This window comes from Rhodococcus sp. TAF43 (genome assembly GCF_052113525.1).
In the GTDB taxonomy this organism is placed as follows: Bacteria; Actinomycetota; Actinomycetes; order Mycobacteriales; family Mycobacteriaceae; genus Prescottella.
Map to the genome: position 1 here is coordinate 97,709 of NZ_JBFRDL010000005.1, position 24,438 is coordinate 122,146.

At 68.9% G+C, this 24,438-nt stretch carries 24 protein-coding genes; 20 read left to right on the forward strand and 4 right to left on the reverse strand.

Annotated elements, in window-relative coordinates:
• Positions 1-4: 4 nt before the first annotated feature.
• Genes AB4Z09_RS05535 through aroQ form a run of 3 tightly spaced genes read left to right on the forward strand, consistent with a single transcriptional unit; the run spans position 5 to position 2,098 of the window.
• Positions 5-559, forward strand: coding sequence for a shikimate kinase (locus AB4Z09_RS05535; protein ID WP_114722664.1), 555 nt, complete (start codon positions 5-7; stop codon positions 557-559).
• A gap of 4 nt (positions 560-563) precedes the next feature.
• Complete coding sequence (aroB, locus tag AB4Z09_RS05540) at positions 564-1,673, forward strand: 3-dehydroquinate synthase (RefSeq protein ID WP_114722665.1); 1,110 nt, start codon at positions 564-566, stop codon at positions 1,671-1,673.
• Positions 1,670-2,098, forward strand: a complete 429-nt coding sequence (aroQ, locus tag AB4Z09_RS05545) for a type II 3-dehydroquinate dehydratase (RefSeq protein ID WP_174909926.1) — start codon at positions 1,670-1,672, stop codon at positions 2,096-2,098. The genes aroB and aroQ overlap by 4 nt, the downstream gene beginning before the upstream one ends.
• Before the next feature lie 107 nt (positions 2,099-2,205).
• Here aroQ and AB4Z09_RS05550 read toward each other — a convergent pair whose 3' ends face one another.
• Positions 2,206-2,886, reverse strand: a complete 681-nt coding sequence (locus AB4Z09_RS05550; RefSeq protein ID WP_174909928.1) for a B-4DMT family transporter — start codon at positions 2,884-2,886, stop codon at positions 2,206-2,208.
• 134 nt (positions 2,887-3,020) lie between these two features.
• On the opposite strand from AB4Z09_RS05550, the gene AB4Z09_RS05555 reads away from it, so the two are divergent.
• From AB4Z09_RS05555 to AB4Z09_RS05630, 16 genes are all read left to right on the forward strand, one after another.
• Positions 3,021-4,139, forward strand: coding sequence for a M24 family metallopeptidase (locus tag AB4Z09_RS05555; protein WP_174909929.1), 1,119 nt, complete (start codon positions 3,021-3,023; stop codon positions 4,137-4,139).
• Between the two features lie 16 nt (positions 4,140-4,155).
• Positions 4,156-4,719 carry an elongation factor P gene (gene efp / locus AB4Z09_RS05560; RefSeq protein ID WP_114722669.1) on the forward strand — a complete coding sequence of 188 codons (564 nt, stop codon included), beginning with the start codon at positions 4,156-4,158 and terminating at the stop codon, positions 4,717-4,719.
• Positions 4,720-5,259, forward strand: coding sequence for a transcription antitermination factor NusB (nusB, locus tag AB4Z09_RS05565; RefSeq protein WP_114722670.1), 540 nt, complete (start codon positions 4,720-4,722; stop codon positions 5,257-5,259).
• A 170-nt stretch (positions 5,260-5,429) separates the two neighbouring features.
• The gene (gene pyrR, locus AB4Z09_RS05570) at positions 5,430-6,041 is read left to right on the forward strand and encodes a bifunctional pyr operon transcriptional regulator/uracil phosphoribosyltransferase PyrR (RefSeq protein WP_114722671.1); all 612 of its coding nucleotides are present in this window, start codon (positions 5,430-5,432) and stop codon (positions 6,039-6,041) included.
• Positions 6,038-6,979 (forward strand): aspartate carbamoyltransferase catalytic subunit, encoded by a 942-nt coding sequence (locus tag AB4Z09_RS05575; protein WP_442239325.1) that lies wholly within the window; start codon positions 6,038-6,040, stop codon positions 6,977-6,979. The genes pyrR and AB4Z09_RS05575 overlap by 4 nt, the downstream gene beginning before the upstream one ends.
• Positions 6,980-7,035: 56 nt before the next feature.
• A complete protein-coding gene (locus AB4Z09_RS05580; protein WP_442239339.1) occupies positions 7,036-8,355 on the forward strand; it encodes a dihydroorotase in 1,320 nt (439 codons plus the stop codon).
• Complete coding sequence (locus AB4Z09_RS05585) at positions 8,355-8,897, forward strand: PH-like domain-containing protein (protein WP_114722673.1); 543 nt, start codon at positions 8,355-8,357, stop codon at positions 8,895-8,897. Before AB4Z09_RS05580 ends, AB4Z09_RS05585 begins: the two co-directional genes overlap by 1 nt.
• Positions 8,894-10,054, forward strand: coding sequence for a glutamine-hydrolyzing carbamoyl-phosphate synthase small subunit (gene carA / locus AB4Z09_RS05590; protein WP_174909931.1), 1,161 nt, complete (start codon positions 8,894-8,896; stop codon positions 10,052-10,054). The genes AB4Z09_RS05585 and carA overlap by 4 nt, the downstream gene beginning before the upstream one ends.
• Positions 10,054-13,401, forward strand: a complete 3,348-nt coding sequence (gene carB / locus AB4Z09_RS05595) for a carbamoyl-phosphate synthase large subunit (protein ID WP_442239326.1) — start codon at positions 10,054-10,056, stop codon at positions 13,399-13,401. Before carA ends, carB begins: the two co-directional genes overlap by 1 nt.
• Positions 13,398-14,246: an orotidine-5'-phosphate decarboxylase gene (pyrF, locus tag AB4Z09_RS05600; RefSeq protein WP_442239327.1), complete on the forward strand. Its 849-nt coding sequence runs from the start codon at positions 13,398-13,400 to the stop codon at positions 14,244-14,246. Before carB ends, pyrF begins: the two co-directional genes overlap by 4 nt.
• A gap of 474 nt (positions 14,247-14,720) precedes the next feature.
• A complete protein-coding gene (gene mihF / locus AB4Z09_RS05605; RefSeq protein ID WP_007535578.1) occupies positions 14,721-15,041 on the forward strand; it encodes an integration host factor, actinobacterial type in 321 nt (106 codons plus the stop codon).
• 78 nt (positions 15,042-15,119) lie between these two features.
• Positions 15,120-15,686, forward strand: coding sequence for a guanylate kinase (gene gmk / locus AB4Z09_RS05610; RefSeq protein ID WP_442239328.1), 567 nt, complete (start codon positions 15,120-15,122; stop codon positions 15,684-15,686).
• Positions 15,687-15,791: 105 nt separating this feature from the next.
• Positions 15,792-16,073: a DNA-directed RNA polymerase subunit omega gene (gene rpoZ, locus AB4Z09_RS05615; protein WP_114722678.1), complete on the forward strand. Its 282-nt coding sequence runs from the start codon at positions 15,792-15,794 to the stop codon at positions 16,071-16,073.
• Positions 16,070-17,353, forward strand: coding sequence for a bifunctional phosphopantothenoylcysteine decarboxylase/phosphopantothenate--cysteine ligase CoaBC (coaBC, locus tag AB4Z09_RS05620; protein WP_429516383.1), 1,284 nt, complete (start codon positions 16,070-16,072; stop codon positions 17,351-17,353). The genes rpoZ and coaBC overlap by 4 nt, the downstream gene beginning before the upstream one ends.
• A 173-nt stretch (positions 17,354-17,526) precedes the next feature.
• A complete protein-coding gene (gene metK / locus AB4Z09_RS05625; RefSeq protein ID WP_114722680.1) occupies positions 17,527-18,738 on the forward strand; it encodes a methionine adenosyltransferase in 1,212 nt (403 codons plus the stop codon).
• Positions 18,739-18,760: 22 nt separating this feature from the next.
• A complete protein-coding gene (locus AB4Z09_RS05630) occupies positions 18,761-20,782 on the forward strand; it encodes a primosomal protein N' (RefSeq protein ID WP_442239340.1) in 2,022 nt (673 codons plus the stop codon).
• Here the strand turns inward: AB4Z09_RS05630 and AB4Z09_RS05635 are convergent.
• Positions 20,779-21,342 carry a TetR/AcrR family transcriptional regulator gene (locus tag AB4Z09_RS05635; RefSeq protein WP_174909940.1) on the reverse strand — a complete coding sequence of 188 codons (564 nt, stop codon included), beginning with the start codon at positions 21,340-21,342 and terminating at the stop codon, positions 20,779-20,781. The two genes, AB4Z09_RS05630 and AB4Z09_RS05635, sit on opposite strands and share 4 nt — an antisense overlap.
• Positions 21,343-21,425: 83 nt before the next feature.
• Between AB4Z09_RS05635 and AB4Z09_RS05640 the strand changes: the two genes are divergently transcribed.
• A complete protein-coding gene (locus AB4Z09_RS05640) occupies positions 21,426-22,976 on the forward strand; it encodes an MFS transporter (protein ID WP_174909942.1) in 1,551 nt (516 codons plus the stop codon).
• Here AB4Z09_RS05640 and AB4Z09_RS05645 read toward each other — a convergent pair.
• Together AB4Z09_RS05645 and AB4Z09_RS05650 are read right to left on the reverse strand one after the other, a co-directional pair.
• A complete protein-coding gene (locus AB4Z09_RS05645; RefSeq protein ID WP_442239329.1) occupies positions 22,973-23,326 on the reverse strand; it encodes an EthD domain-containing protein in 354 nt (117 codons plus the stop codon). The two genes, AB4Z09_RS05640 and AB4Z09_RS05645, sit on opposite strands and share 4 nt — an antisense overlap.
• A 64-nt stretch (positions 23,327-23,390) precedes the next feature.
• Positions 23,391-24,407: a magnesium and cobalt transport protein CorA gene (locus AB4Z09_RS05650; protein WP_174909944.1), complete on the reverse strand. Its 1,017-nt coding sequence runs from the start codon at positions 24,405-24,407 to the stop codon at positions 23,391-23,393.
• Positions 24,408-24,438: the final 31 nt, after the last annotated feature.

Sequence of the window (24,438 nt, forward strand, 5' to 3'; positions counted from 1 at the left end):
TGCGATGACGCCGCGCGCCGTCCTGATCGGGCCGCCGGGCGCGGGAAAGTCGACCATCGGCCGACGTCTCGCGCAGGCACTCGATCTGGAGTTGCTCGACACCGACACCGAGATCGAGCGCGAGACCGGGCGCACCATCCCGGAGATCTTCGAGACGGATGGGGAGCCCTTCTTCCGGGAGATCGAGGAGCGGGTGGTCGGGGAGGCCCTCGAGTCGCACGACGGGATCCTGTCCCTGGGCGGCGGCGCGATCCTGTCCGAACGCACCCGTTCCCGGTTGGCGGGGCATACCGTGGTGTACCTGGAGATCAGTGTCGCCGAGGGGCTCAAGCGAACCGGAGCGAACACGGGGCGACCGCTGCTGGCCGGCGCCGACCCCAAGGCCAAGTACCACGCCCTGATGCGTCGCCGCCGCCCGCTGTACCGGCAGGTGGCGACCATTCGGGTACGCACCGACAGCCGGAGTCCCAGCCGGGTCGTCCAGCAGCTGGTGACCAAGTTGACCGACGGGGCCGCCGCAGGCGACCCGGCAAGAGACGACACAGAAGCGGAGCAGTAGAGAAGTGACCGAACCGGTACGCGTCGAGGTCGCCACGGCCGATCCCTACCCCGTGATCATCGGGCGAGGTCTGCTCGGCGAGCTCGTCGAGGAACTCGAGGGCACCCGCACGGTGGCCATCTTCCACCAGCCGCCGCTCGCGGAGACCGCGGAGGCCGTGCGCGCAGCCTTGGCGGAGAAGGGAATCGACGCCCACCGTGTCGAGATCCCCGACGCCGAGGACGGCAAGGACCTCGCGGTCGCGGGCTTCTGCTGGGAGGTGCTCGGTCGAATCGGACTGACGCGCAGCGATGCGGTCGTCAGCCTCGGCGGCGGCGCCGCTACCGACCTCGCGGGCTTCGTCGCCGCGACGTGGATGCGCGGCGTGCGGATCGTGCACGTCCCGACGACGCTTTTGGCCATGGTCGACGCCGCAGTGGGCGGCAAGACCGGGATCAACACGGAGGCCGGCAAGAACCTGGTCGGTGCGTTCCACGAGCCGTCGGCGGTCCTGATCGACCTGGCGACGCTCGAGACGGTGCCGCACAACGAGATCGTCGCGGGCATGGCGGAGGTCATCAAGACCGGATTCATCGCCGACCCGGTGATCCTCGACCTCATCGAGGCCGACCCCGCCGCCGCGCTGGACCCGACGGGCACCGTGCTGCCCGAACTGATCCGCCGCTCGGTCGAGGTCAAGGCGAAGGTGGTCGCCGCCGACCTGCGCGAGTCGAACCTGCGCGAGATCCTCAACTACGGCCACACCCTCGGCCACGCGATCGAGCGCCGCGAGCGGTACCGCTGGCGCCACGGTGCCGCCGTGTCGGTGGGACTCGTCTTCGCCGCCGAGCTCGGCCGCCTGGCCGGACGACTCGACGACGCCACCGCCGACCGGCACCGCTCGATCCTGCAGCTGGTCGGTCTTCCCACGACGTACGACGGCGACGCGTTCGGGCAGCTTCTCGAGGGTATGCAGACCGACAAGAAGAACCGCGCCGGCCTGCTCCGCTTCGTCGTGCTCGACGGACTCGCCAAGCCGGGTCGGCTCGAGGGGCCGGATCCGTCGCTGCTCGCCGCCGCCTACTCGGCTGTCGCACGCGACGAGAGCCCGAGCGGCGGGGCGGTACTGCTGTGAGGGTGCAGGTCATCAACGGACCCAACCTGGGTCGGCTCGGCAAGCGGCAGCCCGAGGTCTACGGCTCGACCACGCACGACGACCTGATTGCACTCTGTGAGAAGGCCGCCACCGACCTCGGTATCGAGGTGGTCGTCCGGCAGAGCGACAGCGAAGGCGAACTGCTCGGCTGGATCCACGACGCGGCGGACGCCCGCGAGCCGGTGATCCTGAACGCGGGCGGGCTCACCCACACTTCGGTGGTGCTGCGCGACGCGTGCGCCGAGCTGACCGCCGGCCTGGTGGAACTGCACATCTCGAACGTCCATGCGCGGGAGCAGTTCCGTCACCACTCGTACCTGAGTTCGGTGGCGACCGGGTCGATCGTCGGCTTGGGCGTCGCCGGCTATGCGTTGGCGCTGCGGTTCCTGGCCGAGCGCGGCTGACACAGCTGCGCCTCGACGCGAGTCGGGAAGCCTGGCACGACAGAACGGGCCGGGGCGGATCATCCGCCCCGGCCCGTTCGTCTCTCAGTGCGAGTTCGTTGCGCGGTCTACGTGTCGGCCCGGTGCGCCCCACCGGGCTTGCCGTCCGGGTCGACCGGCGCGAACACCTCGGTGTCGGTGTTGTCGGCGGGCACCGCGCCTTCGCCGCTCCCGTCTCCCGCGGCGCTGTCGGTGTAGCCGTAGCCGGCCTCGGTGCCGTGCTCGTACGACCACTCGCTGCCGGCGTAGTTCTCGGCGGCGGACTCTTCGACGTCGACATCGGCGTCGTCCGCATACGCGACTGCGCCGGCGGCCCGTGCCTTCGCGGAATCGCGTCCCACGAGGAACCGGCCGAGGGCGACGCCGATCGTCGCCGGGATGAAGATCAGCAGGATGGTGAAGGCTGCGCCGGAGGTGACCTCGAAGAACAGCGAGCCGTTGGTGATCGCGATGTCGAAGATCAGTCCGAGGATCCAGGCCGCGGCGCCGGCGAGGATGCCGGCGACGGCGGCGGCCTTGAGCCACATCATCGTCAGATCCGCGGACTCGTCCGGGTCGGGATTGGCGCGACGGTCGCGGATGCCGTCGAGCGCGCCCCACAGGAACGCCGCGAGGATCACGAGGATCAACGAGAACCACCTCAGGATGCTGCCCTGCTGGGGCCACTGCGTCACCGCGGCTCCCAGGAAAGTGCGCACCACGACGTGTACCAATGCCAGACCGAGACCGCGTACGACCCACCCATTCATGTGACACAGCGTAACCAGCAGGGTTCGGCACTTGTGTCCTAACCCACACAAACGGGTCGAAGAGGCGTCGGACACGTCTGTCGCGCCGGGGGAGCAGGGTGGGCGCAGGGTAGTTGCAGGGTAGTTTCGGAGGCATGTCGATCCACCGGGTGACCGCTTCGACCGCTGCGCGCCGCGGCCGACTTCGTGCTCTCCTGCGGGAGCACAGCCTCGACGCGCTGCTGGTGACGGACCTGCTCAACATCCGCTACCTCACCGGATTCACCGGCTCGAATGCGGCGTTGCTCGTGACCGCCGCCGACGAGTCGGGTGCCGAGGACCGGACCGTCATCTGCACCGACGGTCGATACCTGGTGCAGGTCGCCGAGCAGGTGCCGGACCTGCGGGCGGAGATCGCCCGCGCGAGCGCGCCGCGCCTGCTCGAACTCGCTGTCGCCTGGGGCGCCGGCAAGCTCGGCTTCGAGAGCCACGTCGTGACGTTCGACCAGCACGCCGCTTGGGTCGAGGCGGCACCGGAGATCGGTTTCACCCGCGCCCCGCGTCTGGTGGAGCAACTCCGAACCGTCAAGGACGAGGGCGAGATCGACCTGCTGCGTCGGGCGTGCGCGGCGGCCGACGATGCCCTCGCGGCGTTGATCGAGCGCGGGGGACTGCGGCCGGGGCGGACCGAACGCGAGGTGGGTCGCGAACTCGAGTCGCTCATGTTCGACCACGGTGCCGACGGAATCTCGTTCGAGACGATCGTCGCCGCCGGCCCGAACTCGGCGATCCCGCACCATCGACCCACCGACGCCGTCCTGCGGTCCGGCGACCTCCTCAAACTGGACTTCGGTGCGCAGATCGGCGGCTACCACTCCGACATGACCCGGACGTACGTGCTGGAGAAGGTCTCGCAGTGGCAGCGGGACCTCTACGACCTGGTTCGGGAGGCGCAGGCGGCGGGTCGGGCAGCGCTCGCGCCCGGCGCCGAGGTCGGCGCGGTGGACACGGCGGCCCGGTCGGTGATCGAGAGCGCCGGATACGGCGACCTGTTCCTGCACGGACTCGGCCACGGCGTGGGGCTGGAGATCCATGAAGCACCCGGGATCGGCAAGCTCGGCACCGGTACACTGCTTTGCGGTGCGGTGGTGACCGTCGAGCCGGGTGTGTACTTCTCCGGGCGCGGTGGCGTCAGGATCGAGGACACGCTCGTCGTTCGCGAGCAGGGGCCGGAACTCCTCACTCTCACCAGCAAGGATCTCGTAATCGTCTGAAGGAGACGCGAACTAAGTGGCAGACACCAGTGATTTCAAGAACGGGCTCGTACTGAAGATCGAGGGCCAGCTCTGGCAGATCATCGAGTTCCAGCACGTCAAGCCGGGCAAGGGCCCTGCGTTCGTCCGCACCAAGATGAAGAACGTCCTGTCGGGCAAGACCGTCGACAAGACCTTCAACGCGGGTGTCAAGGTCGAGACCGCTACGGTCGACCGCCGCGACATGACCTACCTGTACCACGACGGTAGCGACTACATCTTCATGGATGGCGACACCTACGACCAGATCCCGATCGGCGAGGCCACCGTCGGCGACGGCGCGCGCTTCCTGCTCGAGAACATGCAGGTCCAGGTCGCGACGCACGAGGATGCCCCGCTGTTCGTCGAGCTCCCGGTCACGGTCGAGCTCGAGGTCAAGCACACCGATCCGGGCCTGCAGGGTGACCGTTCGACCGGCGGCACCAAGCCCGCCACCCTCGAGACCGGCGCCGAGATCCAGGTCCCGCTGTTCATCAACACCGGCGACAAGCTCAAGGTCGATTCGCGTGACGGCAACTACCTCGGGCGCGTGAATTCCTGAGTGTCGGGTACGCATAAGAAACTCGGAGCACGTCACAAGGCCCGCAAGCGGGCCGTCGATTTCCTGTTCGAGGCCGAGGCGCGTGACGTCGACCCGGTCGATCTCGCGGAGGAGCGGGCGCAGCTCGCGACCCGCGACGATTCCGTTGCCCCGGTGGCCCCGTACACGGTGACCGTGGTGCAGGGTGTCGCGGAGAACCTCGACCGGCTCGATCAGGTGATCGAGTCGCATCTGCAGGACTGGACGCTCGAGCGTCTGCCTGCGGTCGACCGGGCGATCCTGCGGATCGCCGTGTGGGAGCTGTTCCACGCGACGGACGTCCCGCCCGTCGTCGCCGTCGACGAAGCTGTCGAACTCGCCAAGGAGCTGTCCACCGACGACTCGCCCAGCTTCGTGAACGGAGTGCTGGGTCAGGTCGTGCTGGTGGCCCCGCAGGTCCGGGCCGCGGCCGCGGCGACCTCGCAGCGCGCGAAGGCGGACACCGCCGACGACGCTGACACCCCCGCCGGCCCTGCCGGCGGTGAAGATTCCGAGTCCTGAAGTGGACAAGCTGCCGCCCATCCCGATTTCGGGGTGGGCGGCAGCGCGTTCGGCACACTTCGAGGACTCGGCCTACCCGGAATCTGGCGCGGTGGTCGCCGCTGATAGGCTGACCGGCGTCAGACATCCTTTAACGATCCGTCCAGAGAGGCGGAGAAGGAGGTCGCTCTATGCGTATGCCCGAAGGGCCCTCATCCGGTCTTCCCCCCGCGAACGCGCGCGAACTGCTGTCCCCGGCCGACGTCGGCAGGACCATCGCCCGCATCGCGCATCAGATCATCGAGAAGACCGCGCTCGACGCCACGGATGGTTCCGCACCTCGCGTCGTCCTGATCGGGATTCCCACCCGAGGCACCACGCTCGCCGCACGCCTCGCCGACAAGATCGAGGAGTTCGCGGGTGTCCGCCCGCCGGTCGGCTCCCTCGACATCACGCTCTACCGCGACGATCTGCGGACCAAGCCGCACCGCCCGCTCGAGCGGACCTCGGTTCCGGAAGGCGGTGTCGACAACGCGCTCGTCGTGCTCGTCGACGACGTCCTGTTCTCCGGCCGGACGGTCCGATCCGCGCTCGATGCGCTGCGTGACCTCGGCCGCCCGCGTGCGGTCCAGTTGGCGGTCCTGGTCGACCGCGGACATCGTGAGCTGCCGTTGCGCGCCGACTACGTAGGCAAGAACGTGCCCACCGCACGCACCGAGGATGTTGCCGTGCTCCTTGCCGAGCACGACGGCCGTGACGGTGTGGTGCTCTCGAGCGGGCACGCAGAGGAGAACGAGAAGTGAAGCACCTGCTCTCCATCGCGGATCTGAACCGGGATTCCGCGACCGAGCTACTCGACGAGGCCGAACGGTTCGAGCAGGCGCTACTCGGGCGTGAGGTCAAGAAGCTCCCGACGCTGCGCGGGCGGACCGTGATGACGGTGTTCTTCGAGAACTCCACCCGCACGCGGGTGTCGTTCGAGGTGGCCGGCAAGTGGATGAGTGCCGACGTGATCAACGTCAGCGCGTCCAGCTCGTCGGTGTCGAAGGGCGAGTCGCTGCGCGACACCGCGATGACGCTGCGCGCGGCCGGCGCCGACGCGCTGATCGTCCGGCACCCGGCCTCGGGTGCGGCGCATCAGATCGCGGCGTGGACCGGTGCCGCCGAGGACGGCGGTCCGTCGATCATCAATGCCGGTGACGGCACCCACGAGCATCCGACGCAGGCCCTGCTCGATGCTCTGACGCTGCGTCAGCGGCTCGGCGGCATCGAGGGTCGGCGGATCGCGATCGTCGGCGACATCCTGCACAGCCGGGTGGCGCGGTCGAACGCGTTACTGCTGTCGATGCTCGGTGCCGAGGTGGTCCTGGTGGCGCCGCGCACGCTGCTGCCGGCCGGGGTCGAGACGTGGCCGGTGCGGGTGTCGCACTCGATCGACGCCGAACTGCCCGGACTCGACGCGGTCCTGATGCTGCGGGTGCAGGCCGAGCGGATGAACGGCGGGTTCTTCCCGTCGCCGCGCGAGTACTCGATCACCTACGGCCTCAACGAGAAGCGCCTGGGCCTGCTCGCCGACCACGCGGTGGTGCTGCACCCCGGTCCGATGCTGCGCGGCATGGAGATCGCGTCGTCGGTCGCGGATTCGCCGAAAATGGCTGTGCTGCAGCAGGTCACAAATGGTGTCCACGTCCGGATGGCAGTGCTGTTCCGGCTGTTGGTGGGAACGGAAGAGGTCGCGTGAGCGACCTGAACACAACGAGTAACGACAAGACGAGAAACGAGAAGGTGGCGCCGCAGATGTCCGCGAGCGGGAACGTGTTGATCAAGAACGTTCTGGTGTACGGCGAGGGCGATCCGACCGACCTGCTGCTGGGCGACGGCCAGATCCTCGAAATCGGTGCCGGACTGAATGCCGGCGACGACACCGAGGTGATCGACGGGCAGGGGCAGATCCTGCTGCCCGGCTTCGTCGACATGCACACGCACCTGCGTGAACCGGGCCGCGAGGACACCGAGACCATCGACTCCGGTTCGGCGGCGGCGGCCCTCGGCGGTTACACCGCGGTGTTCGCGATGGCGAACACCAGCCCGGTGGCCGACTCCGCCGTCATCACCGACCACGTGTGGCGACGCGGCCAGGAGGTCGGGCTCGTCGACGTGCACCCGGTCGGTGCGGTCACGGTCGGCCTCGAAGGCAAGCAGCTCGCCGAGATGGCGACGATGGCGGGCGGTGTCGGCCGGGTGAAGCTGTTCTCCGACGACGGCCACTGCGTCGCGGACCCGCTGATCATGCGCCGCGCGCTGGAGTACTCCGCGTCGCTCGGCGTCCTGATTGCGCAGCACTCGGAAGAGCCGCGCCTGACCGAGGGTGCAGTCGCACACGAGGGCCCCACCGCGGCCCGACTCGGACTGACCGGTTGGCCGCGCGCAGCCGAGGAGTCGATCGTCGCCCGCGACGCGCTCCTGGCCCGTGACGCCGGCGCTCGCGTGCACATCTGCCACGCGTCGACCGCCGGCTCCGTCGAGCTCGTGAAGTGGGCGCGCGGTCAAGGCATCTCCATCACCGCCGAGGTCACCCCGCACCACCTTCTGCTCGACGACTCGCGCCTCGAGACGTACGACGCGGTCAACAAGGTCAACCCGCCGCTGCGCGAGGCGTCCGATGTCGCGGCGCTGCGCCGTGGGCTGGCCGAGGGGATCATCGACTGCGTGGCCACCGATCACGCGCCGCACGCCGAACAGGACAAGTGCTGCGAGTTCTCGCAGGCCCGCCCCGGCATGCTCGGGCTCGAGACGGCACTGTCGATCGTCGTGGACACGATGGTCCGTCCGGGCCTGCTGGACTGGCGCGGCGTGGCCCGCGTGATGAGCGAGCGGCCCGCCGAGATCGTCGGACTCGACGACCAGGGTCGCCCGATCGAGGTGGGCGAGCCGGCCAATCTGGTGCTCGTCGACCCCGACACCGAGTGGACGGTGCACGGCCCGGAGTTGGCCAGCGTCGCGAACAACACGCCGTACGAGTCGATGACGCTGCCCGCGAGGGTGACGGCCACGGTGCTGCGCGGCCGCGTCACCGCACGTGACGGCAAGGTCCGGCCACTGGGAGAGGTGTACTGATGGAGCGCATTCTGTGGGTGGTCGGCTGCATCGCGGTCTGGGCGCTGGCGATCTTCCTGATGTACCGCGGCTGGAAGGGTCGGGCCAGGCGCCAGGCCGACCGGATCGGTGAGCTGCCGCAGGTTCCCGCGGACCTCGGCAAGCAGTTGATCGCCCCGAGCACCGGCCTGTACGTGGGCAGCACGATCGCCCCGAGCTGGCAGGACCGCATCGCGGTCGGCGACATCGGCTTCCGTGCGACCGGTGCGCTCAGCCGCTGGACGGGCGGCATCCTGCTCGAGCGGGACGGCGCGTCGGCGATCTGGATTCCCGAGGGATCGATCCGGGCGATCCGCACCGAGCGCGGCCTTGCCGGAAAAGTGATGACGAAGGACGGAGTCCTGGTGATCCGGTGGGAGTTGCCCACCGGCACCGAGATCGACACGGGATTCCGCGGAGACGACAAGACGGTGTACCCCGAGTGGGTGCGCGACACAGACAGTGATGACACAGCGAATGCGGCGGGCTCTGGTGAGGTCGAGCAGAACGGAGAAGACGCATGAGCGGCTTTGACAGCAATACGGCGGTCCTGGTTCTCGAGGACGGCCGTGTCTTCCGGGGAACGACGTTCGGTGCCGTGGGGCAGACCCTCGGCGAGGCGGTCTTCAGCACCGGCATGACGGGCTATCAGGAGACCCTTACCGATCCCAGCTACCACCGTCAGATCGTGGTGTCGACGGCACCGCAGATCGGCAACACCGGCTGGAACGACGAGGACAACGAGTCCGTCGGCCCCACCGGTAAGTCGTCGGAGTCGAAGATCTGGGTCGCGGGCTACGTCGTGCGCGACCCCTCGCGCCGCACCTCCAGCTGGCGGGCGACCGGGTCGCTGCAGGACGAGCTCGAGCGCCAGGGCGTCGTCGGCATCGCCGGCATCGACACCCGCGCCCTGGTTCGGCACCTGCGCACCCGCGGTTCGATGCGCGCCGGCGTCTTCTCGGGCGACGCGCTCGCCGACGTGGATGTCCTGCTGGATCGGGTGAAGAGCCAGCCGACGATGCTCGGAGCCGACCTGGCCGGCGAGGTGTCGACCCCGAACGGCTACATCGTCGAGCCGGCCGGCGGCGAGGCCCGCTACACCGTCGCGGCCATCGACCTCGGCATCAAGACCAACACGCCGCGCATGTTCGCCGAGCGCGGCATGCGCGTGCACGTGCTGCCGTCCACCGCGACGCTGCACGACATCCTGGACATCAAGGCCGACGGCGTCTTCCTGTCCAACGGCCCGGGCGACCCGGCCACCGCGGACGGTGCCGTGCACCTCACCAAGGAGATCCTGGGCCAGGGGCTGCCGCTGTTCGGCATCTGCTTCGGCAACCAGATCCTGGGCCGCGCGCTGGGACTGAACACCTACAAGATGAAGTTCGGCCACCGCGGCATCAACATCCCGGTCGTCGAGCACGAGACCGGACGCATCGCGATCACCGCGCAGAACCACGGCTTCGCGCTCGAGGGTGAAGCAGGCCAGGAGTTCGACACCCCGTTCGGCCGCGCGGTCGTGAGCCACACATGCGCCAATGACGGCGCCGTCGAGGGCGTCCGCCTGCTCGACGATTCCGCGTTCTCCGTGCAGTACCACCCCGAGGCCGCGGCCGGCCCGCACGACGCCGCGTACCTGTTCGACCGTTTCGCCAACCTGCTCGAGGGAGTCAAGAAGTAATGCCACGTCGTACAGATCTCGAGCACATCCTGGTGATCGGCTCCGGGCCGATCGTCATCGGACAGGCCTGCGAGTTCGACTACTCGGGCACCCAGGCCTGCCGGGTTCTCCGCGAGGAGGGCCTGCGCGTCTCCCTGGTGAACTCCAACCCGGCCACGATCATGACCGACCCCGAGTTCGCCGACTCCACGTACGTCGAGCCGATCACGGCCGAGTTCGTCGAGAAGGTCATCGCCCGGGAGGCGGAGAAGGGCCACAAGATCGACGCCGTGCTGGCGACGCTCGGTGGCCAGACCGCGCTCAACACCGCCGTGGCGCTGCACGACCAGGGCATCCTGGAGAAGTACGACGTCGAGCTGATCGGTGCCGACTTCGACGCCATCCAGCGCGGCGAGGATCGCCAGAAGTTCAAGGACATCGTCGAGAAGGTCGGCGGCGAGTCCGCGCGCTCGCGTGTCTGCTACACGATGGACGAGGTCAAGGCCACGGTCGCCGAGCTCGGTTACCCCGTCGTCGTGCGGCCGTCGTTCACGATGGGCGGCCTGGGCTCCGGCATGGCGTACGACGAGGCGGATCTCGAGCGCATCGCCGGAGGCGGCCTGGCCGCGTCGCCCACCGCGAACGTCCTGATCGAGGAGTCCATCCTCGGTTGGAAGGAGTACGAGCTCGAGCTGATGCGTGACGGTCGCGACAACGTCGTGATCATCTGCTCCATCGAGAACGTCGACCCGGTCGGTGTCCACACCGGCGACTCGGTGACGGTGGCCCCGGCCATGACGCTCACCGACCGCGAGTACCAGAAGATGCGCGACCTCTCGATCGACATCCTGCGCGAGGTCGGCGTCGACACCGGCGGCTGCAACATCCAGTTCGCGATGGATCCGACCGACGGTCGCCTCGTCGTCATCGAGATGAACCCGCGCGTGTCCCGCTCGTCGGCGCTGGCGTCGAAGGCGACCGGCTACCCGATCGCGAAGATGGCCGCGAAGCTGGCCATCGGCTACACGCTCGACGAGATCGTCAACGACATCACCGGCGAGACCCCGGCCTGCTTCGAGCCGACCCTCGACTACGTCGTCGTCAAGGCGCCGCGGTTCGCGTTCGAGAAGTTCCCGGGCGCCGACGGCACGCTGACCACCACGATGAAGTCCGTCGGTGAGGCCATGTCCATCGGCCGCAACTTCACCGAGGCGTTCGGCAAGGTCATGCGCTCGCTCGAGACCAAGCGCGCCGGCTACTGGACGGGCCCCGAGGTGGAGGCGACGGACTTGGAGTCGCTGCTCGAGGAGCTGAAGGTTCCGCACGACGGCCGCATGTACGGCATCGAGAAGGCGTTCGCGCTGGGCGCCACGATCGAGCAGCTGTTCGACGCGACCGCGATCGACCCGTGGTTCCTGGATCAGATGCAGCAGATCCACGAGCTGGGCGAGCAGATCCGCGCTGCGGAGAAGTTCGACGAGCGGCTGCTGCGTCAGGCCAAGTACCACGGCCTGTCGGATCGGCAGATCGCGGCACTGCGCCCCGAGTTCGGTGAGGGCCAGGCCGCGGAGGACGCGGTCCGCGCGCTGCGCGACGAGCTGAAGGTGCGCCCGGTCTACAAGACCGTCGACACCTGCGCCGCCGAGTTCGAGGCCAAGACGCCGTACCACTACTCGACGTACGAGCTCGATCCCGAGGCGGAGACCGAGGTCGCGCCGCAGACCGAGCGTCCCAAGGTGCTGATCCTGGGCTCGGGCCCGAACCGCATCGGTCAGGGCATCGAGTTCGACTACTCGTGTGTGCACGCCGCGCAGACGCTGTCCGAGGCCGGCTACGAGACCGTCATGGTCAACTGCAACCCGGAGACCGTCTCGACGGACTACGACACCGCCGACCGCCTGTACTTCGAGCCGCTCACGTTCGAGGACGTGCTCGAGGTCTACCGCGCCGAGTCGGAGTCCGGCACCGTCGCGGGCGTCATCGTCCAGCTCGGCGGCCAGACCCCGCTGGGCCTGGCGAAGCGCCTCAAGGAGGCCGGTGTGCCGATCGTGGGTACCAGCCCCGAGGCCATCGACCTGGCGGAGGACCGCGGCGAGTTCGGTCGCGTGCTGACCGAGGCCGGCCTGCCGGCTCCGAAGTTCGGCACCGCCACCACGTTCGAGGGTGCGCGCGACATCGCGTCCGGCATCGGCTACCCGGTGCTGGTGCGTCCGTCGTACGTCCTCGGCGGCCGCGGCATGGAGATCGTGTACGACGAGAAGGCGCTCGAGAGCTACATCTCCCGCGCCACCGAGATCTCCGACGACCGGCCGGTGCTGGTCGACCGCTTCCTGGAGGACGCGGTGGAGATCGACGTCGACGCCCTGTGCGACGGCACCGAGGTGTACCTCGGCGGCGTCATGGAGCACATCGAGGAGGCCGGTATCCACTCCGGTGACTCGGCGTGCGCGCTGCCCCCGATCACCCTCGGCCGCGCCGACCTGGAGAACGTCCGTCGTTCCACCGAGGCGCTCGCGAAGGGCATCGGCGTCAAGGGCCTGCTCAACGTGCAGTACGCGCTCAAGGACGACATCCTGTACGTCCTCGAGGCCAACCCGCGCGCGTCGCGGACCGTGCCGTTCGTCTCCAAGGCCACCGCGGTGCAGCTGGCGAAGGCGTGTGCCCGGGTGATGCTCGGCGAGTCGATCGCCGAACTGCGCACCCAGGGACTGCTGCCCGCCGAGGGCGACGGTGGAACGGTCTCGATGGACGCACCGGTCGCCGTCAAGGAAGCGGTGCTGCCGTTCAACCGGTTCCGTCGCGCCGACGGCACCGGCGTCGACACGCTGCTGAGCCCCGAGATGAAGTCCACCGGCGAGGTCATGGGCATCGACGCGGACTTCGGTACCGCGTTCGCCAAGAGCCAGACCGCCGCGTACGGCTCGCTGCCCACCAGCGGCTCGGTGTTCGTCTCGGTCGCCAACAAGGACAAGCGTTCGCTGATCTTCCCGGTCAAGCGTCTCGCCGACCTCGGCTTCCGGATCCTCGCGACCGAGGGCACCGCCGACGTCCTGCGCCGCAACGGCATCACGTGCGAGCAGGTCCACAAGCAGTCCGGCGAGGACCTGCCCGAGGGTGCGCAGACCATCGTCGAGCAGATCAAGGCCGGCGACGTCGACATGGTGATCAACACCCCGTACGGCAACTCCGGCCCGCGCGTCGACGGCTACGAGATCCGCAGCGCCGCGGTGTCGAAGAACATCCCGTGCATCACCACCGTGCAGGGTGCGTCCGCAGCCGTGCAGGGCATCGAGGCCGCCATCCGCGGCGACATCGGCGTCCAGTCGCTGCAGGAGCTGCACTCGCGTCTGCGGGACTCGCAGCAGTGACGTCGGAGCAGACGTCGGGCACGTCCTTCGGGGCGCGGGTCCACGCGGCACTGGGCCATCACGGCCCGCTGTGCGTCGGCGTGGACCCGCACCCCGAGCTGCTGCAGGCCTGGGGCCTGCAGCAGACCGTCGAGGGCCTCGAGCAGTTCAGTGAGATCTGCGTCGAGGCGTTCGTCGGCCGGGTTGCCCTCGTCAAGCCTCAGGTCGCGTTCTTCGAGGCGTACGGCTCCGGTGGCTTCGCGGTCCTCGAACGCACCATCACGGTCCTGCGGGAGGCCGGCACGCTCGTCCTGGCCGACGCCAAGCGTGGCGACATCGGCTCCACGATGAGCGCGTACGCCCAGGCGTGGCTGGGGGAGGGCTCGCCGCTCGCGTCCGACGCAGTGACGGTGTCGCCGTACCTGGGCTTCGGGTCGCTCGATCCCGTGCTCGAGCTCGCCGAGCGCAACGACGGTGGACTGTTCGTGCTGGCGGCGACGTCCAATCCGGAGGGCGCGCAGGTGCAGCTCTCGACCGCCGTGGACGGCCGCAAGGTCAGTCAGGTGATGGTCGACGAAGCCGCCGCCCGCAATGCCGGCGCGGACGTCCTGGGCTCGGTCGGTGTCGTCGTGGGCGCCACGCTCACGCAGGCCCCTGACCTGAGCGGCCTGCACGGGCCGATCCTGATGCCCGGTGTGGGCCATCAGGGCGGCACCGCCGACGACGTCCGGCGGCTGGCGGGCGACAGCCTGCGTGCCGTGGTGCCGAGCGTGTCGCGCGAGGTGCTGCGGGCGGGGCCGTCGGTGTCGGCGATCCAGGAGGCTGTGGCGCGTTCCGTCGACGCGTTCGCGTTCCTGCAGGACTAGGCGCCGGCGCGCGTCGTGCAATCTCCGGCAAGGCCGGGTTCGGGCTCGGCCCGAACCCGGCCTTCGTCGTCGTGACGGCCGGTTCGGGCCACCCGGCGATTGCACGACACGCGCTGACGCACGGAAGTTTTCGTAATCTTTTCCAAATTTTTCCGACCTGGCGCCTCCCACCGGACGAACTGTGGGACATGCCACGTCGCGGGGCCGGTCCGGCGGCGCTTCCGATCGGGATAAATGTCCGTCGACCTGCGAAAACAGGGAGACTTCGGGGTGTCGGCGCCCGGCGGTCGGCGGATGTGGGTGCTCGGACGCGGTCCCTTCGAACGCACCGTCGAATGAACACATAACCCACCCGAATCGGGCGCTGACGTCGGGGGGTGGGTTAGCAATCGGCGCCCGGCGTGAGTACGGTCGCTATCGCCGCTGGTTATCCAGTGGTTGTAGACCATTTGCACACGACGAGACGGAGGAACCGTGGCCCTTCCCCAGTTGACCGACGAGCAGCGCGCTGCTGCTTTGGAGAAGGCGGCTGCCGCCCGTAAGGCCCGGGCTGAGCTCAAGGAGCGCCTCAAGCGCGGCGGCACCGACCTGAAGCAGGTCCTGAAGGATGCCGAAGAGGACGAGATCCTCGGCAAGATGAAGGTGTCGGCTCTGCTCGAGGCCCTGCCCAAGGTTGGCAAGGTCAAGGCGCAGGAGATCATGACCGAGCTCGAGATCGCTCCGACCCGTCGCCTTCGTGGCCTCGGCGATCGGCAGCGCAAGGCTCTGCTCGCCAGGTTCGATTTCGAGGCCTGAGCGCGACAAGTGATTGCTGACGCACAACGAGTGTCAGGCAGCAACGTCACCTCGGCCTCGACCGAGGATGGCAGCGCAGTGCGGAGGGGCCGGCTGGTAGTACTGGCCGGCCCCTCGGCCGTGGGTAAGTCCAGCGTTGTCCGGTTGCTGCGTGAACGTATGCCCGAGATCGTCTTCAGCGTCTCGGTGACCACCCGGGACCCGCGGCCGGGCGAAGTGGACGGACAGGACTACCACTTCATCTCGCGGGAAGAGTTCGACCGCATGATCACCGCCGGTGACCTGCTCGAATGGGCCGAGATCCACGGTGGCCTGCAGCGCTCCGGTACTCCGGCCGAGCCGGTGCGCCAGGCGCTCGTGGACGGCAAGCCGGTGCTGCTCGAGGTTGATCTGGTGGGTGCCCGCTCCGTGCGGGCGTCGATGCCGGAAGCGATCCTGGCGTTCATGGCACCGCCGAGCTGGGACGTTCTGGTCTCGCGGTTGACCGGTCGCGGTACCGAACCGGCCGACGTCGTCGAGCGCCGCCTGCAGACTGCGAAGGTCGAATTGGCGGCCCAGGACGAGTTCGACACGGTCATCGTGAACGAGGACGTCAGCCAGGCCTGCGATGAGTTGGTATCCTTGTTGGCTGGACGACAGGTCTAGGTCCTTTCCGGTCCTGACCAAGTGCCGTTGCCCCTAATTCCGACATTCAATTTGACAGTTTCCAGTCAAGTTCAGGAGAACCGAGTGAGCAGCACCGAAGCAGTAGTGTCCGACACCGCAGGTCGTGCCCTGCCTGCCTACGACACCCCGCTCGGCATCACCAACCCGCCGATCGACGAGCTCCTCGAGCGCACGTCGTCCAAGTACGCGCTGGTCATCTACTCGGCCAAGCGCGCCCGGCAGATCAACGACTACTACAACCAGCTCGGTGACGGCATCCTCGAGTACGTCGGCCCGCTCGTCGAGCCGGGTCTGCAGGAGAAGCCGCTGTCCATCGCGCTGCGCGAGATCCACGCCGACCTGCTCGAGCACACCGAAGGCGAGTGAGCGGAGCAACGTCCGTGCCTGAGCGCGAACCCGGCACGGCATCCGAGGGCCCCAAGCGGATCGTCGTCGGTGTCGGCGGCGGGATCGCCGCCTACAAGAGTTGTGCGATCGTGCGCAGCTTCACCGAGAGCGGTCACCACGTCCGGGTGATTCCTACCGAGTCTGCGCTGCAGTTCGTCGGTCGGGCCACCTTCGAGGCGCTGTCCGGCAACCCCGTGCACACCGGCGTGTTCGCCGACGTGCCCGAGGTGCCGCATGTGCGTCTGGGCCAGGAGGCCGACCTGGTCGTCATCGCGCCGGCCACCGCGGACCTCATGGCCCGGGCCGTCGCCGGTCGTGCCGACGATCTGTTGACCGCGACGCTGCTGACCGCGCGTTGTCCGGTCGTGTTCGCTCCGGCGATGCACACCGAGATGTGGGAGCACCCCGCGACGGTGAGTAACGTCGCGACCCTGCGCGAGCGGGGCAACACCGTGATCGAACCGGCGTCCGGTCGGCTCACCGGCAAGGACACCGGCGCGGGCCGGATGCCTGATCCCGAGGAGATCGTCGCGCTCGCGTCGCTCCTGCTCGAGCGACCGGCCGCGTTGCCCCGGGATCTCGAGGGGCGACGGGTCGTGATCTCGGCCGGTGGTACCCGCGAACCCCTCGACCCGGTGCGGTTCCTCGGGAACCGTAGTTCCGGTAAGCAGGGGTACGCGCTCGCGCGCCTCGCAGCCCAGCGTGGCGCCGAGGTGACGCTCGTGGCGGGTGCCACGGCCGAACTCGCGGATCCCGCTGCCGTCGACGTCGTCCATGTGCGGACCGCGGAGCAGATGCGCGAGGCGGTCATGAAGCACGCCGTCGATGCGGATGCCGTGATCATGTCGGCCGCGGTGGCGGACTTCCGGCCGGCCACCGTCGCCACCAGCAAGATCAAGAAGGGCGCCGACGAACCCGATTCGATTCCGCTGATCCGAAACGAGGACATTCTCGCGGGTCTCGTGCAGGCTCGACGGGACGGAACCGTCGATACCGCGACCGCGATCGTCGGTTTCGCGGCCGAGACCGGTGACGCGTCGGGCAGTGTTCTCGATCATGCGCGAACGAAGTTGACACGCAAGGGTTGTGATCTTCTCGTCGTCAACGCTGTCGGTGAGGGTAAGGCCTTCGAGGTCGACCACAACGACGGTTGGCTGCTCGGCGCCGACGGTACCGAGTCCGCGATCGAGCCCGGGTCGAAGTCACTGATGGCCAGTCGGGTGCTCGATGCACTCGCAGCGCTGCTCGTTCCCGAGTAACACACTCCGGTGGCGATCGCCGCCGGGACCCGCTTTCTGGCACTAGGGTCGAGCGCGGTATTGAATAGAAGTAGAAACGAAAATCAGCTCAGGTGTCGTATCGGGGCCAACCGAATTCGCGTCGTCGGATTCGAGGGACACGGACCCTGGACAGAACGTCGAGAGGGAGATCTGTGAGCACGTCCGGCAAGCGGCTATTCACCAGTGAGTCCGTGACCGAAGGTCATCCGGACAAGATCTGTGATGCGATCAGTGACTCCATCCTCGACGCGATGCTCGAGAAGGATCCGCGCAGCCGCGTCGCGGTCGAGACCCTGGTGACGACCGGGCAGGTGCACGTCGCCGGCGAGGTGACCACCTCCGCCTACGTCGACATCCCGAAGATCGTTCGCGACAAGGTGCTCGAGATCGGCTACGACTCGTCCGCCAAGGGCTTCGACGGCAACTCGTGCGGCGTCAACATCGCGATCGGCGCGCAGTCGCCCGAGATCGCGCAGGGCGTCGATCACTCGCACGAGGCGCGTGTCGGTGGTGCCACCGACGACGAGATCGACCGTCAGGGCGCCGGTGACCAGGGCCTGATGTTCGGGTACGCCTGCACCGACACCCCCGAGCTGATGCCGCTGCCGATCGCGCTCGCGCACCGTCTGTCGCGTCGCCTCACCGAGGTCCGCAAGACCGGCGTGCTGCCGTACCTGCGTCCGGACGGCAAGACCCAGGTCACCATCGAGTACGACGGTGACCGCCCGGTCCGCCTCGACACCGTCGTCATCTCGACGCAGCACGCGGCCGACATCGACCTCGACAATCTGCTCACGCCGGATCTGCGCGAGAAGGTCCTCGGCCACGTGCTGTCCGAGCTGGACATCGAGCTGGACACTTCGGACGTGCGCCTGCTCGTCAACCCGACCGGCAAGTTCGTGCTCGGCGGCCCGATGGGCGACGCCGGCCTGACCGGTCGCAAGATCATCGTCGACACGTACGGCGGCATGGCCCGGCACGGTGGTGGCGCGTTCTCCGGCAAGGATCCGTCGAAGGTGGACCGTTCCGCGGCGTACGCGATGCGTTGGGTCGCCAAGAACGCCGTCGCGGCGGGCCTCGCGGACCGCATCGAGGTCCAGGTCGCGTACGCGATCGGCAAGGCGGCCCCGGTGGGTCTGTTCGTCGAGACGTTCGGCACCGAGAAGACCGACCCGGAGAAGATCCAGACCGCGATCAGCGAGGTCTTCGACCTGCGCCCCGGCGCGATCATCCGCGACCTGGACCTGCTGCGCCCGATCTATGCGGGCACCGCGGCGTACGGCCACTTCGGCCGTACCGACATCGATCTGCCGTGGGAGCGCACCGACCGCGCCGAGAAGCTGCGCGCGGCGGCCGGTCTCTGACCGTCGACGACAAGTCAGCTCGCTGAGCGGCACCGACAAGACAGCGGCAGCACACGCGCCCGTGGCGCGAGTGCTGCCGCTGCTTCCTCTCGCCCATCTCGATCGGGAGTTCGACTACCTCGTTCCCGCCGACCTCGACGAGCAGGCCCGACCCGGGGTGCGCGTGCGGGTGCGGTTCGCCGGGCGGCTCGTCGACGGTTTCCTGCTCGAACGGGCCGATTCCAGTGACCACACCGGCAAGCTCGGCTGGCTCGACAAGGTGGTGTCCGCCGAGCGCGTCCTCACCCCCGAGGTGCGGGGCCTGGTCGACGCGGTGGCGCAGCGGTACGCGGGGACCCGTGCGGACGTCCTGCGCCTGGCCGTGCCGCCGCGGCACGCGAAGGTCGAGTCCGAGGAGGCCGCCGAGCGGCCCGTCCCCGAGGCGCCGAAGGTCGACCGTGACGCGTGGTCCGCGTACGTGCACGGTCTCAATTTCGTCGAGGCCCTCGAATCGGGGCGCGGCCCACGCGCGGTGTGGCAGGCCCTGCCGGGGGAGGACTGGGCCACCCGGATCGCCGAACTCGCCGGTGTCGTCGCGGCGTCGGGGCGGGGTGTGGTGCTGGTGGTGCCCGATCAGCGCGACCTGGACCGGGTGCTCGCCGCGTGCGAGTCGGTGATCGGGAAGGACGACGTGGTCGGTCTCGCGGCCGGTCTCGGTCCGTCCGCCCGGTATCGGCGGTGGCTGGCCGCATTGCGGGGAACCGCCCGGGTGGTCGTCGGTACCCGCGCGTCGGTGTTCGCTCCGACGCCGGACCTCGGCCTGATGATCGTGTGGGACGACGGCGACGACAACCTGTCCGAGCCGCGCTCGCCGTACCCGCACGCGCGAGAGGTTGCGCTGCTGCGGGCGCACGGCACCGGTTGCGCGCTGGTGCTCGCGGGACATTCGCGCACCGCGGAGGGCCAGGCCCTCGTGGATTCGGGTTGGGCGCACGACCTGGTCGCCCCGCGTGACGTGGTGCGCGCGCGGTCACCCAAGGTGACGGCCCTCGCCGACAGCGACCACGCCCTGGCCCGCGATCCGGGCGCGCGGGCGGCCCGCCTGCCGGCGATCGCGTTCGCGGCGGCGCGACAGGCGATCGCCGCGGGTGCCGGTGTGCTGGTTCAGGTTCCACGCCGCGGGTACGTTCCGTCGCTGGCGTGTGCGAAGTGTCGTGCACCCGCGCGCTGTCGCCGCTGCAACGGCCCGCTGTCGCTACCGGCGGCCACCGGACCGGACGGTGCCGGTACCCCGACCTGTCGCTGGTGCGGTGTCGCTGACGCCAACCACCGGTGCCACGCGTGTGGGGCGCGGGCGATGCGGGCCGTGGTGGTGGGAGCGGGACGGACCGCCGAGGAGCTCGGACGCGCGTTTCCGGGTGTCGCCGTGCACACTTCGGGGGGTGCCGACGTCAAGGCCGAGATCGCGCCGGGCCCCAAACTGGTTGTCTCGACCGTGGGCGCCGAACCGGTGATGCCCGGTGGTTACGGCGCGGCGCTGCTGCTCGACGGCTGGGCTCTGCTCGGCCGCGCCGACCTGCGGGCCGCGGAGGAGACGTTGCGGCGGTGGATGACCGCGTCGGCGCTGGTGCGTTCGCATCAGGACGGCGGCGAGGTGGTGGTGGTCGCCGACTCCGGGATTCCGACCGTCCAGGCGCTGGTTCGGTGGGACCCGTTGTGGCACGCGCAGGCTCAGCTCGCGGAGCGTGCCGAGGTGGGTTTTCCGCCGGCGGCGCACATGGCGGCGGTCGACGGTACGGCGGCGTCGGTCGCCGAGCTTCTGGAACTCGCTTCGCTGCCCGACTCGGCCGAGGTGCTCGGCCCGGTGCCGCTACCGCCGGGCCAGCGGCTGCCGTTCTCGAGTGACGAGCCCGAGCCGGAGGACGTGGAGCGCATGCTCGTTCGCGTGCCCCGCAGTGCGGGGCGGGAGCTCGCGAGAGGCCTGGCCGAGGCGCAGGCCGTCCGCAGCGCCCGCAGGTCCGCCGGGCCGGTGCGCGTCCAGGTGGATCCGCTTCGGATCGGCTAGGTGCGGCCCTCCGCGCCGGCACGGGCGTCACCGATGATGCGTCGCACGATGGTGAGTAGTTCGTTCATCTCGTCGTCGGTGACGATGCTCGGTGTGCCGGACATCGCGGCGTTGTAGTACAGGCCGTCGCCTATCAACATCACCGCCTGCGCGATCGCGCGGTCAGGGATCTCCTCCGCCATCGCGTCCATCCAGCAGTCGCGGATTCGAAGCAGGGCGTCCTGGGCGCGGGTATTGGCACCCTGACTCAGACAGATCGTCGCGACGATGGCCCGGTCGAGAACCGTGTCCTCATAGTTCGAGGTCCGTACGTAGTAGGCGGCCGGGCCCTCCGGCGCGGTGCGCATGGCCTCCACGTCGGCCGCACCCAATCCCTCGAGGTGCTCGGCCAACCCTGCCACCAGGGCGTCCTTCGACGCGAAATGGTAGAGCAGACCGCCCTTGGACACGCCCGCGGCCGCGGCGACGGCTTCGAGCGTCGCTGCGCGTTCCCCCTGCTCGATCAGGATCTGGATGAACGCGTCCAACAGCTTGGCGCGGGCGGCGGGTGGCGGTGGCATGAGACGAACGATAGCCGCTCGTTACTGCACCGTCCGGCTGGTACAGTAACGGGCGTTGCTCACCCTACGATCAGGAAGCTTTCATGTCGACCGACACTCGCATCGAACGAGCCCAGCCCGCCGCCCTGGCCGGCCCGCGGGAATGGATCGCGCTCGCGGTTCTCATGCTCCCGGTGCTGCTGGTCTCCGTCGACAACACGGTGCTGGCCTTCGCATTGCCGTCGATCACGGAGACGCTGGGCCCCTCCGGCGCGCAGCAGCTGTGGATCATCGACATCTACCCGCTGGTCCTCGCCGGCCTACTCGTGTCGATGGGCAGCCTGGGCGACCGGTTCGGCCGTCGCCGGCTGCTACTCATCGGTGCCACCGGCTTCGCCGCGGTGTCCACGTTTGCCGCCTATGCCCCCGACCCGCAGACACTGATCGCGGCGCGGGCCGCGCTCGGGTTCTTCGGCGCGATGCTGATGCCCTCGACGCTGTCGCTGCTGCGCAACATCTTCATCGACGCCACGCAGCGCCGACTCGCCATCGCCGTGTGGGCGGCGTGCTTCGCCGCCGGTGCTGCTCTCGGTCCGATCGTGGGCGGGTTCCTGCTCGAGCACTACTGGTGGGGCTCGGTGTTCCTGCTCGCGATCGCGGTGCTTGTCCCGCTACTGATCCTGGCGCCGATCTTCGTGCCCGAATCCAAGGACCCGAACCCGGGCCGGATCGATCCGGTCAGCATCGCGCTGTCGCTGCTCGCGCTGGCGCCGATCGTGTACGCGATCAAGAACATCGCCAAGGACGGCTCGCTCGCGTACACCCTGGTGCCCGCGATCGTCGGCGTCGCCGCCACGACGCTGTTCATCCGGCGTCAGCTGCGGCGGCCCGATCCGATGCTGGACGTGCGATTGTTCACGGTCCCCACCTTCTCGGGTGCGGTGGTGGTGAACCTGCTCAGTGTGTTCTCGCTCGTCGGCTTCCTGTTCTTCGTCTCGCAGCACCTGCAGCTCGTGATCGGCCAGAGCCCGATGCAGGCCGGCATCAGCCTGCTTCCGGGCTTGGCGGTCATGGTGGTCTCGGGACTGGCAGCGGTCCCGCTCGTCCGCCGAGTGAAGCCGGTGACCGTCGTGGTGGTCGCGCTGCTGGTGTCGGCCCTCGGTTACGCCGCCGTGTTCGCCTTCGCGTCACCGAGTTCGGTCGCGCCGATCCTCGTCGCGTTCGCGCTCCTCGGCGCCGGTATCGGCGCGGCGGAGACGATCTCCAACGACCTGATCGTCTCGAGCGTGCCCGCGACGAAGGCCGGCGCCGCGTCCGCGGTATCGGAGACCGCCTACGAGCTCGGCGCGGTCCTCGGCACGGCCATCCTGGGCACCATCCTGAGCGCCTCCTACCGTTCGAATCTCGTCGTTCCGGAGGGCGTCGACGCAGACGCTGCGGAGACCGCGCGCGAGACCCTCGGCGGCGCCCATCAGGTCGCGGCCGGCCTTCCGGCGGAACAGGGCGCCGCGCTGCTCGAGTCCGCCGGCCACGCGTTCGACACCGGCGTCGGCTTCACCTCGGGCATCGGCACGGTGCTGATGATCATGGCGGCGGGCCTGGCGCTGCTGACGCTGCGGCCCCGGCCCGGTCCCGTGGGCGTCGACCTGCCCTAGCTGTAGCTCTCGCGCACGTCCACGACGTACATCCGGGTGCGCGAGCGGTCGAGGAAGTTCGCCTCGTCCGCCTCGATCGCCGCCGCGACGTCGGGTCGGGCGTGTGTGGCGAGCATGGCGTCGTAGGCGACCCGGTCGTCGAATACGAACTCGCTGATCACGTCGAAGTCCGGGTCGGCGGCGCCGTCCGCACCGATCCCGGAGTCGCGGTCGAGGTAGTTGCGGCGGTACTCACGGATCTGCGGCAGCAGGCGTCGGATCAGTTTCGAGTGGTTGTCCTCGTAGTACGCGACGAAATCGGCGTGCGACAGTCCGGGTTTGCGGGCGAGCAGTGCGACGGCCTTGATCATGACGGGACCCTATGTCGCTCAGCATCACCGGGGCGAGCTGTGATCTCGCTCACCGGAAGGCGGGTCAGAGCCAGTGTTGACGCTTGAACACGAAGAACAGCGTCACCGATGTCGCGACCATCAGCAGGACCGCCATCGGATACCCGAACTGCCAACTCAGCTCCGGGATGTCCTCGAAGTTCATGCCGTACACGGTGCCCACCAGCGTCGGTGCGAAGAGGATTGCGGCCCAAGCTGAGATCTTCTTGACCTCCTCGTTCTGGGCGAGGCTGGTCATGGTCAGCCGTTGCATCTCCTCGTTCTGTTTCTGGGCGACGAGTGTCGCGTGGACGGTGAGCGCGGTCTGCAGGTGCGAGCGCGACGAGTCGGCGCGCTCGATCACCCGGATCGTGTGGTCGAGGACGTCACGCAGGTGTCGCCGGAGTTCGACATCGACGTGGTACTTGTCGGAACCGCGTTCGAGAGCCTCGAGCATCGACACCAGTGGGTGCGTCGCGCGCTGGAAGTCGATCACCTCGCCGGACAGGTCGTAGATGCGCCGTGCGACGGCCGGATCGCCGGTGAACACCTGGTTCTCGATCTCGTCGATGTCGTTCTCGAGTCCCGCCGCGACCGGCAGGTACTCGTCGACGACCTGGTCGAGGATCGCGTACAGGATCGCCTCGGGGCCCAGGCACAGCAGTTCGGGCGTCGCCTCGAGCCGTCGGCGCACCTGGGCGAGATCGGGGGCCTCGGCGTGTCGGATGGTCACGACGAAGTCGGGTCCGACGAAGACGTGCACCTCGCCGAACTCGACCTTCTCGACGTCGTCGAGGTACCGGGCGGGGCGGAGCACGACGAACAAGGTCTTGTCGTAGCGCTCGAGTTTGGGGCGCTGGTGCGCCGCGATCGTGTCCTCCACGGCCAGATGGTGCAGGTCGAACTCGCGTGCCAGCGACTCCACTTCGGCGGCGTCGGGGCGATACAGTCCGATCCACGCCATCCCGTCCAATCGGCGCATCGTGCGGTAGGTGTTGTCCAGTGACGTCGGGCTGTCCACCCGCGCGCCGTCGACGTAGACGGCGTTGTCCACGATGGTCATCCGGGCCCCGTTCGGTCGGCGATGGACCCCA